We start from the raw sequence: 9,972 nt of genomic DNA on the forward strand, positions 1-9,972 counted from the left end.
CCCTTGCGGCGTTACTGCTGCCCGTACAGCGCGGCCGCTGTACGGTGTTGGACATGTCGAGACACGTCACCATCCGCCTGGACGAAGAGTTCCACGAGCGCCTCAAGGCGCGCGCGGCGGCGCTGGGGACGACGGTCACCGCGCTGATCACCGAGGTCACCGAACGTGAACTCGACGAGGACCGGAAGAACTTCCTCTCCGGCATAGAGGAGTTCGCCGATCACTGGGGCTACTTCCAGGAGCGGTTCGGCAATTGAAGATCACCATGGAGTGGGCCTGGACCGCTCTGGCCCACCATCTCCCGTCAGATCCCGCCGTGTGGGATCCCTCCGGGGTGGCCGCCGCGGTCGCCCGGCACCAGAACGACCTCGTCCTGGTGCCCGAACAGCCCGCCCCGGACACCGCGTGGCGGGCCGCTGCGTTTCTGCACACCCTCGCGGTCTGCCCGGCGCTGGAATCGCCGATGAACGAGTTCTACGCGGCCGCGGCGACCCGCTCGTACCTGCGCGTGGCCGGAGCCGCGAAGTTGCCCTCGCCGGAGGAGCTCGGCGATCTCGTCGAGGCGGCGAAGCTGGGCCTCGCGGACGTCGCAGCCGTGGCCGAGGAACTGCGGGCCCGGATGAAGGAGCCGCTGGAGGCCTCCTCCCAGGGTCGCGCCGAGGACGGCTGAACCCCGGCACGATCCGGGAGGAATCGTGCCGGGGCCCTGAGCGGGGAGCGGGACCGCCCTCGCCTAGAAGGTGATCTTCCAGCTGTTGATGTAGCCGATGTCCTGCGCGGCCGTGTCCCTGACCCGGAGGTTCCAGACCCCGTTCGCGACCTCGCTGGAGGCGTTGACGGTGTACGAGCCCACGATGTTGTCGGCGCTGCCGCCGGAGCGGTTGTGCAGGTTGTAGACCGTGCCGTCCGGGGCGACCAGGTCGACCACCAGGTCACCGCGGTAGGTGTGGACGATGTTCACGTCCACCTTGGTGGTGGCCGGCGCGTTGCCCGCGACGCCCGAGACCGTGATCGGCGAGCTGACCGCCGCGGCGGGGGAGTCCGGGATGTTCACGTCCGCCGTGTTCTCGAAGGACGGGCCGGGCGGGACCGGGGTGGAGGCGCCCAGCGTCCAGACCGCGTACGCGGCGGCGTCCGAGTTGCGGTCCAGGGCGGTGTCGCTGATGTTCGCGGTGTTGTCGCAGGAGGAGTGGTAGCAGCGGTCGAAGGCCTGGCCGGCGGTGCCGCCCCACTTCTGCGCCTGCGCCGAGGTCTTCGTGTTGCTGGCCCCGGTGAACAGGCCGCCGACCGGGATGCCCACGTTCTTGAAGGAGGCGTGGTCGGAGCGGCCGTCGCCCTCGGTCTCGATCTCGGTCGGGACGCCGATGCCCGAGAAGTAGTTCTTGAAGGTCTGCTCGATCGTCGGGTCGTCGTCGTAGACGAAGTAGCCCGGGTTCGGCGAGCCGATCATGTCGAAGTTCAGGTACCCGGCGAACTTGGCCCGCTCGGCCGTCGGCAGGTTGTTGACGTAGTACTTCGACCCGATCAGCCCCAGCTCCTCCGCGCCCCACCAGCCGAAGCGCAGGTGCTTGGTGGGCTGCAGCCCGGCCCGGGAGACGGCCAGGGCGGTCTCCAGTACGGCCGCGCTGCCGGAGCCGTTGTCGTTGATGCCCGCGCCCGAGCTGACGGAGTCGAGGTGCGCGCCGGCCATCAGGACGGAGTTGGGGTCGCCGCCCGGCCAGTCGGCGATCAGGTTGTAGCCGGTGGCGCCGCTGGAGGTGAAGGTCTGCAGCGTCGTGGTGAAGCCCGCCGCGTCGAGCTTGGCCTTCACGTAGTCGATCGAGGCCTTGTAGCCGGCCCGGCCGTGGGCGCGGTTGCCGCCGTTGTTCGCGGCGATCGTGGAGAACTGCGACAGGTGGGCCTTGACGTTGGCCAGCGGTATGTCGGGCGGGGTAGGCGCCGCGGCGACCGCCGTGGGGGCGGCGAGTGCGGCGGGGGCGGCGGAGGCGAACAGGCCGGCGACCGCGAAAGCGGTCACGGCGGCGAGGCGCCGGGAGACGGACAGGCTCATGTGGGGGCTCCGGGATTCCGCTGGGGATATGACGGAACGAGCGAGATAGAGCGTGTGAGCGTTAGTGCGTCAGTGCGAGCCTGATGGTCAGCGAGAGTATGACTGTCCGTCAAGACCTCAATCCGGTCAGGGCAGTTCGGAAAACGGACGATCCCCGGTACGGAGGGTCCGTATCGGGGATCGTGAGGCCTGAGCGTTTGCTGGTGCGGGCCCTGCGGGCGGTCGTTACGCGGGTTCGCGGGCCGGCGCCGGGGCGACCACGGGGGCCGCCTCCACGCGGGCGCGGGAGCGGCGCGCCGTACGCAGCGCGTCCCAGGTCAGGAGGGCCAGCGCGGCCCACACCAGGGAGAAGCCGGCCCAGCGCTCGGGAGGCATCGCCTCGTGGAAGTACAGGACGCCCAGCCCGAACTGGAACACCGGGGCCATGTACTGGAGCAGCCCGAGGGTCGACAGCGGGACCCGGATGGCGGCCGCCCCGAAGAACACCAGCGGGATCGCCGTGACCAGGCCGGTCGCGGCCAGCAGCAGCGCGTGGCCGACGCCCTCCGAGGTGAAGCTGGACCGGCCCTGCGCGCCCAGCCACAGCAGGTAGCCGAGGGCCGGCAGGAACAGCATGGCCGTCTCGGCGGCCAGCGACTCCAGCCCGCCCATGTTGAGCTTCTTCTTGATCAGGCCGTACGTCGCGAAGGTGCAGGCCAGGACCAGCGAGATCCATGGCGGCCGTCCGTAGCCGACGGCGAGCACGAGCACCGCGACGAAGCTGAGGCCGACGGCCACCCACTGCGCGCGGCGCAGCCGCTCACCGAGGATCAGCACGCCCATCGCGATGCTGACCAGCGGGTTGATGAAGTAGCCGAGGCTCGACTCGACGACGTGGCCGTTGTTGACGGACCAGATGTACAGGCCCCAGTTCACGCTGATCACCGACGCGGCCAGTGCGGTCAGGCCCAGTTTGCGCGGTTGGCGCAGCAGCTCGCGTATCCAGCCCCAGCGGCGCACCGCGAGCAGCGCCAGGCCGACCACGGCCAGGGACCACGTCATGCGGTGGGCGAGGATCTCGACGGCCCCGGCCGGCATCAGGAGCGGCCAGAAGAGGGGGACCAGCCCCCACATCCCGTAGGCGCCGAATCCGTAGAGCAAACCCGCGCGCTGCTCGTTCTGTGCCTTCACGGGGCCTCCTGTGCGACTTCCAGCCAACTTTCACGACCGTATCGCCGCGCAGCCCAGATGTCATGCCCGTAATGGGGAGATACTCATGACATCTTTCGGTCCGCGGCGGCGCACCTGCCCGAAGACCGCCCGCACACCCCGCCGCCCTCAGGCGAGCGCCGCCGCGATCGCCCCGGAGACCGGGGCCGTGGGCCGCCCGATCAGTCGGGCCAGGTCGCCGCCGGTGCCCGCCAGCCGGCCGCGCGCGATCGCCGCGTCCACGTCCACGACGATCGCCGCGAACTCCTCGGGCATCCCGGCGCCCGTCAGGATCCGCAGGTGCTCGTCGGCCGTGACCTGCGTGTACGCGATCTCCTTGCCGCTCTGCGCCGACACCTCGGCCGCGTACTCCGCGAGGCTCCACGCCGTGTCGCCGGAGAGCTCGTAGACCCGGTTCAGATGCCCCTCGCCGGTGAGCACCACGGCCGCGGCGGCCGCGTAGTCGGCGCGCGCCGCCGAGGCGATCCGGCCCTCGCCGGCACTGGCCACGACGGCCCCGTGGCCGAGAACGGTCGGCAGCTCGCGGGTGTAGTTCTCGTGGTACCAGCCGTTGCGCAGGAAGGTGTACGGCAGTCCGGAGGCGAGGACGGCCTGCTCGGTGGCGGTGTGCTCGGCGGCCAGGTCGAAGTCCGCCTCCGGTCCGCCGAGTACGCCCGTGTACGCCAGCTGCGCCACGCCCGCCGCCTTCGCGGCGCCGATCACGGCGGTGTGCTGCGCGACGCGCCGCCCGATCTCGTTGCCGGAGATCAGCAGCACGCGGTCGCCGGGCCGGAAGGCGCCGGCCAGGGCGGCCGGGTCGTCGTAGTCGGCGACGCGGACCTCGATCCCGCGTGCGGCCAGGTCGGCGGCCTTCTCCTCGTTGCGGACGACGACGGCGACGCGGTCGGCGGGAACCCGGGCCAGCAGTTCCTCGACGACGAGACGGCCGAGGGCTCCGGTGGCTGCGGTGACGACGATGCTCATGACTGCTCTCCTCGTAGGACGACAACGCCAGCCTACGGTAAGCGCTAACTTTTTGAAAGTGCTGCGCTGGGGAGAGTGCACAGAGGCGGGTCGGGAGGGCGGTCAGGGCGGGCGGGCCGGAGCCGCACGCACCGAAGCCCGGGCCCCCGCGGGGGCCCGGGCTTCGGTGCCGGCCGTGTCGTCGGGTCAGCCGACGACCGTCCAGGTGTCGCTCCCGTTCAGCAGCGCACCCAGGTCGCCCTTGCCGCTGCGGTCGATGGCCGCGTCGAGCTGGTCGGCCATGAGGGTGTCGTAGACCGGCCGTTCGACGCTGCGGAAGACGCCGATCGGCGTCCGGTGCAGGGTGTCCGGGTCGGCGAGCCGGGAGAGGGCGAACGCCGTGGTGGGGCTGGCGGTCCGGGCGTCGTGGACCAGGACCTGCCCCTCGTTGGCGGGGGTCACGTCGACGACCTCCAGGTCCCCGGTGGCCTGGTTGCGCACCACGCCCTTCTCGTCGTCCGCGCCGAAACGGATCGGCCGGCCGTGTTCCAGCCTGATCACCGCCTCGCGGGCCTGGTCCTTGTCCTTGAGGACCTCGAAGGCGCCGTCGTTGAAGATGTTGCAGTTCTGATAGATCTCGACGAGCGCCGTGCCCTGGTGGTCGGCCGCCTGGCGCAGCACCTCGGTGAGGTGCTTGCGGTCGGAGTCGACGGTGCGGGCGACGAAGGACGCCTCGGCGCCGATCGCCAGCGACACCGGGTTGAAGGGCGCGTCGAGCGAGCCCATCGGCGTCGACTTGGTGATCTTGCCGATCTCGGAGGTGGGGGAGTACTGGCCCTTGGTCAGCCCGTAGATCCGGTTGTTGAAGAGCAGGATCTTCAGGTTGACGTTGCGGCGCAGGGCGTGGATCAGGTGGTTGCCGCCGATGGACAGCGCGTCGCCGTCACCCGTGACGACCCACACCGACAGGTCGCGCCGGGAGGTGGCGAGGCCCGTCGCGATGGCGGGGGCCCGGCCGTGGATCGAGTGCATCCCGTAGGTGTTCATGTAGTACGGGAAGCGGGAGGAGCACCCGATGCCGGAGACGAAGACGATGTTCTCCTTCGCCAGCCCCAGCTCGGGCATGAAGCCCTGGACGGCGGCGAGCACGGCGTAGTCGCCGCAACCCGGGCACCAGCGGACCTCCTGGTCCGACTTGAAGTCCTTCATCGACTGCTTGCTCTCGGCCTTGGGAACCAGCGAGAGCAGGGTCCGCGCCCCGTCGGCCGCCTCGGTCACCTCAGTCATCGATGGCCTCCTTGAGAACCTTGGCGAGCTGCTCGGCCTTGAAGGGCATTCCGTTCACCTGGTGGTAGGACCGGGCGTCGACCAGGTATTTCGCGCGGATCAGGGTGGCGAGCTGCCCGAGGTTCATCTCCGGCACCACTACCTTGTCGTAACGCTGAAGGACCTCGCCGAGATTCCCGGGGAAGGGGTTGAGGTGGCGAAGGTGGGCCTGGGCGACGGGGAGCCCCGCGGCCCGGACCCGGCGGACCGCGGCGGTGATGGGGCCGTAGGTGGAGCCCCAGCCGAGGACCAGGGTGGTGGCGCCGTCCGGGTCGTCCACGTCGAGGTCGGGCACCTCGATGCCGTCGATCTTGGCCTGGCGGGTGCGGACCATGAGGTCGTGGTTGGCCGGGTCGTAGGAGATGTTGCCCGTGCCGTCCTGCTTCTCGATGCCGCCGATGCGGTGTTCGAGGCCGGGCGTGCCGGGGACCGCCCAGGGGCGGGCCAGGGTCTCCGGATCCCGCTTGTACGGCCAGAAGACCTCGGTGCCGTCGGCGAGCGTGTGGTTCGCGGCCGTGGCGAACTTGACCTTCAGGTCCGGCAGGTCCGCGACCTCCGGGATCCGCCACGGCTCCGAACCGTTGGCGAGGTAGCCGTCGGAGAGCAGGAACACCGGCGTCCGGTAGGTCAGCGCGATACGGGCCGCGTCGAGGGCGGCGTCGAAGCAGTCCGCCGGGGTCCGCGGCGCCACGATCGGCACGGGCGCCTCGCCGTTGCGGCCGAACATGGCCTGGAGGAGGTCCGCCTGCTCGGTCTTGGTCGGCAGGCCGGTGGAGGGGCCGCCGCGCTGGATGTCCACGATGAGCAGCGGCAGTTCCAGCGACACCGCCAGGCCGATCGTCTCCGACTTGAGCGCCACACCGGGCCCGGAGGTGGTGGTGACGCCGAGCGCCCCGCCGAAGGCCGCGCCGAGCGCCGCCCCGATGCCGGCGATCTCGTCCTCGGCCTGGAAGGTCCGCACGCCGAAGTTCTTGTGCTTCGACAGCTCGTGCAGGATGTCCGAGGCCGGGGTGATCGGGTAGGAGCCCAGGTAGAGGGGCAGATCGGCCTGCTGGCTCGCGGCGATGAGGCCGTAGGAGAGGGCCAGGTTCCCGGAGATGTTGCGGTAGGTGCCGGTGGGGAAGGCCTGGGTCGCGGGCGCGACCTCGTAGGAGACGGCGAAGTCCTCGGTCGTCTCGCCGAAGTTCCAACCGGCCCGGAAGGCCACGATGTTGGCCTCGGCGATCTCGGGCTTCTTCGCGAACTTCTGCCGCAGGAAGCTCTCCGTGGCCTCGGTGGGCCGGTGGTACATCCACGACAGCAGGCCCAGCGCGAACATGTTCTTGCTGCGCTCGGCCTCCTTGCGGGAGAGCCCGAAGTCCTTCAGCGCCTCCACCGTCAGCGTGGTCAGCGGCACCGGGTGCAGGTTGTAGGCGGCCAGCGAGCCGTCTTCCAGCGGCGAGGTCTCGTACCCGACCTTGGCCATGGGGCGCTTGGTGAACTCGTCCGTGTTGACGATGATCTCCGCGCCGCGCGGCACGTCGGCGATGTTCGCCTTCAGCGCCGCGGGATTCATGGCCACCAGCACGTTCGGGGCGTCGCCCGGCGTGAGGATGTCGTGGTCGGCGAAGTGGAGCTGGAAGGAGGAGACGCCCGGCAGGGTGCCGGCGGGGGCGCGGATCTCGGCCGGGAAGTTCGGCAGCGTCGACAGGTCGTTCCCGAACGACGCGGTCTCCGAGGTGAAGCGGTCACCGGTGAGCTGCATACCGTCACCGGAGTCACCCGCGAACCGGATGATCACCCGATCGAGGCGCCGCACTTCCTTGCCGTCCGGACTACCCGCGGTGCGCTGTCCACCGACAACCGCACCCCCGGACCCGTCGGCCTGCTCGGCTGGGCTGCTGACCTGGCTGGTCACTGAACTGGACCTCCTTCGAGGCGTGAGCACCCCCATGACCCACCCTACGACGGTAGGGATCAGGTCCCCAGGAGCGACCACATTCTGGACCGTAGGACCGCACTTTGAGACGGCCCTGCCGGTATGCCGTATCTGACAGAGTGTCAGTCGATCAAGATTTCAGATAGGTGAGAACGGCCAGTACGCGCCGGTGATCCCCGTCACTCGGCGACAGGCCCAGTTTCATGAAGATGTTGCTGACGTGCTTCTCCACCGCTCCGTCGCTCACGACCAGCTGCTTGGCCACGGCGGAATTGGTGCGGCCCTCGGCCATCAGGCCGAGCACCTCGCGCTCGCGGGGCGTCAGACCCGCCAGCACGTCCTGCTTCCGGCTGCGCCCGAGCAGCTGCGCGACGACCTCGGGGTCCAGGGCCGTGCCGCCCCGGGCCACCCGGACCACCGCGTCCAGGAACTCGCGCACATCGGCCACCCGGTCCTTCAACAGATACCCCACTCCGGTACTGGAACCGGCCAGGAGCTCGGTGGCGTACTGCTCCTCCACGTACTGCGACAGCACGAGCACGCCTATCCCGGGGTGGTCGCGCCGCAACCGTACGGCGGCCCGCACGCCCTCGTCGGTGTGCGTCGGCGGCATCCGCACGTCCGCGACCACCACGTCCGGCAGCGCATCCTCCGCCGCGAGGTCCGCCACCGTCTTGATCAGGGCCTCCGCGTCCCCGACGCCCGCCACGACGTCATGCCCCCGGTCGGTCAGCAACCGGGTCAGGCCCTCGCGCAGCAGCACTGAATCCTCGGCGATGACCACCCGCACCCTGTCTTCCACGACTCAGCAGCCCCCGCATCCACTCGTTCCCGTACTGCCCGACTCAGCCAAGCATCCCAGCCTTAAGTCCCGGTGAAGGCAGAGCCGGGACAACACGTGGGCGTACGGGGGGAGTTTTCGCACGGCGAGCGGACGCAAGACCGAAGTCCGGATCGATCGGGGCGGGCGCCCCGGGAAGCGACGGCCCGCCGGACGCGCGAACGGGACCCCCGCCCACCCGGGCGGGAGTCCCACGGCTTCGCAGGCGTCAGGGCCGCCACGGCAGCTCGGCGGTGACCGTCGTGCCCTCGCCCTCGGGGGAGTCGACGACCAGCACCCCGTCCACGGCGCCCAGCCGCTCGGCGAGCCCCGCCAGCCCCGCCGGCCCCGCCGGCCCCGTCCCGGTCCGCACGCCGGCGCCGCCCCGACCGTCGTCGGCGACCTGGAGCAGCAGCCGCCCCCCGGACTTCCACACATCCACCGAGGCGGACCGGGCCGCCGCGTGCCTGCTGATGTTCTGCAGCAGCTCCGAGACCGTGAAGTACGCGATCCCCTCGATGGCCGCGGCCGGCCGCGCCGGGAGGTCCACGGCCACCCGCACCGGCACGGCGCACCGCGACGCCACCGCGGACAGCGCCGCGTCCAGCCCGCGGTCCGTCAGCACCGCCGGGTGGATCCCGCGGGCCAGGTCCCGCAGCTCCTGGAGGGCGATCTTCACCTCGCCGTGCGCCTCGTCCACCATGCGGGCGGCGGCCCGCGGGTCCTCCCCGAGCTTCTCCTTCGCCGTCCCGAGGTCCATCGCCAGCGCCACGAGCCGGGCCTGCGCGCCGTCGTGCAGATCCCGTTCGATGCGCCTCAGGTCGGCGGCCGCCGTGTCCACGACGACACCCCGGTCCGACTCCAGCTCGGTGACCCGGCTGTCCAGCCGCGACGCCCCGAGCAGCCCGCCCACCATGACCCGGTCGACGGTGCTCAGGGCCCGGATCAGCCACGGGGTGGCGAGGGTGAGGACCAGCCCGACGAGGCAGGTGAGGGCGATCTCCGCGGGGGAGTCGAGGAAGAAGGAGTGGTCGCCGTTCTGGAAGAGCTGCAGCCCGGGCTGGTCGGTGTAGACCGGGAAGACCCAGAACCACACCGGGTACAGCAGATAGGTCCAGCCCGCCGCCCAGAACGTCAGCGCCGTGCAGGAAGCGAACACCGCCCACGGGAAGTGGATCAGGCAGTACAGCAGGTGACGCCAGGCGCTCCCGCTCTTGAGCACCGCGCCCATGGCGGCGAGGAGCCCGCTCTTCTTCGCCCGGATCGGCGCGGGCCCGGTGACGGCCGCCCCGAGCAGCGCCCGCACCCGGCCCCGCTCCAGCCGCCCGATCCCGCGGCCCATGGCGAGGGTGCCCGCCAGGACCGGGACGCCGAGGAAGGTGACGAGCAGGCCGGCGCCCAGGCTCACCCCGGTGACGGCGAGCGAGAAGTACAGGGTGCTCAGCGGCAGCCCCACCAGCAGATACGCGAACTCCCGCCAGGTCCGCCCCGCCACCGGGGCCCGCAGCACCGCCCCGACACCGCCACGCCCGCCCCTGCCGTCGTCCATCTCCGACCCGCCCTTCAGCTCCTCGGCCACACCCCAACCCTCCCGTCCGCCCCCACCCCCGGGCCATGCGGCGGGTAGGCCTCTCCCCCCGGGGGTTAACCCCACCCCGCCCCCCCCCGCACCGCCCCCTGCCCCGGCCTGCGCACCGCCCCCTGCGC

Annotated in this window: 9 protein-coding genes; 2 read left to right on the top strand and 7 right to left on the bottom strand. The window is 71.1% G+C overall.

Going from position 1 to position 9,972, the window contains the following annotated elements; translation table 11 throughout:
• Positions 1-53 precede the first annotated feature (53 nt).
• Both AVW11_RS11110 and AVW11_RS11115 read left to right on the top strand, forming a co-directional pair.
• Entirely contained in the window at positions 54-257 is a 204-nt protein-coding gene (locus tag AVW11_RS11110; RefSeq protein WP_225884906.1) for a ribbon-helix-helix domain-containing protein, read from the top strand.
• Positions 254-670 (top strand): hypothetical protein, encoded by a 417-nt coding sequence (locus AVW11_RS11115; RefSeq protein WP_030842540.1) that lies wholly within the window; start codon positions 254-256, stop codon positions 668-670. The genes AVW11_RS11110 and AVW11_RS11115 overlap by 4 nt, the downstream gene beginning before the upstream one ends.
• A 63-nt stretch (positions 671-733) precedes the next feature.
• Here AVW11_RS11115 and AVW11_RS11120 read toward each other — a convergent pair whose 3' ends face one another.
• From AVW11_RS11120 to AVW11_RS11150, 7 genes are all read right to left on the bottom strand, one after another.
• Positions 734-2,050: a M28 family metallopeptidase gene (locus AVW11_RS11120; protein ID WP_060179530.1), complete on the bottom strand. Its 1,317-nt coding sequence runs from the start codon at positions 2,048-2,050 to the stop codon at positions 734-736.
• Between the two features lie 225 nt (positions 2,051-2,275).
• Entirely contained in the window at positions 2,276-3,220 is a 945-nt protein-coding gene (gene rarD, locus AVW11_RS11125) for an EamA family transporter RarD (RefSeq protein ID WP_060179531.1), read from the bottom strand.
• A 147-nt stretch (positions 3,221-3,367) separates the two neighbouring features.
• Positions 3,368-4,222 (bottom strand): SDR family oxidoreductase, encoded by an 855-nt coding sequence (locus AVW11_RS11130; RefSeq protein ID WP_030842548.1) that lies wholly within the window; start codon positions 4,220-4,222, stop codon positions 3,368-3,370.
• A 186-nt stretch (positions 4,223-4,408) separates the two neighbouring features.
• A complete protein-coding gene (locus AVW11_RS11135) occupies positions 4,409-5,488 on the bottom strand; it encodes a 2-oxoacid:ferredoxin oxidoreductase subunit beta (RefSeq protein WP_030842550.1) in 1,080 nt (359 codons plus the stop codon).
• Positions 5,481-7,424, bottom strand: coding sequence for a 2-oxoacid:acceptor oxidoreductase subunit alpha (locus AVW11_RS11140; protein WP_030842553.1), 1,944 nt, complete (start codon positions 7,422-7,424; stop codon positions 5,481-5,483). Before AVW11_RS11140 ends, AVW11_RS11135 begins: the two co-directional genes overlap by 8 nt.
• A gap of 151 nt (positions 7,425-7,575) precedes the next feature.
• The gene (locus AVW11_RS11145) at positions 7,576-8,235 is read right to left on the bottom strand and encodes a response regulator transcription factor (RefSeq protein WP_030842555.1); all 660 of its coding nucleotides are present in this window, start codon (positions 8,233-8,235) and stop codon (positions 7,576-7,578) included.
• Between the two features lie 259 nt (positions 8,236-8,494).
• Positions 8,495-9,814, bottom strand: a complete 1,320-nt coding sequence (locus AVW11_RS11150; RefSeq protein WP_079250592.1) for a sensor histidine kinase — start codon at positions 9,812-9,814, stop codon at positions 8,495-8,497.
• Between the last annotated feature and the right edge of the window lie 158 nt (positions 9,815-9,972).

The sequence above is a fragment of the Streptomyces amritsarensis genome (genome assembly GCF_001953875.1).
Lineage (GTDB): Bacteria > Actinomycetota > Actinomycetes > Streptomycetales > Streptomycetaceae > Streptomyces > Streptomyces amritsarensis.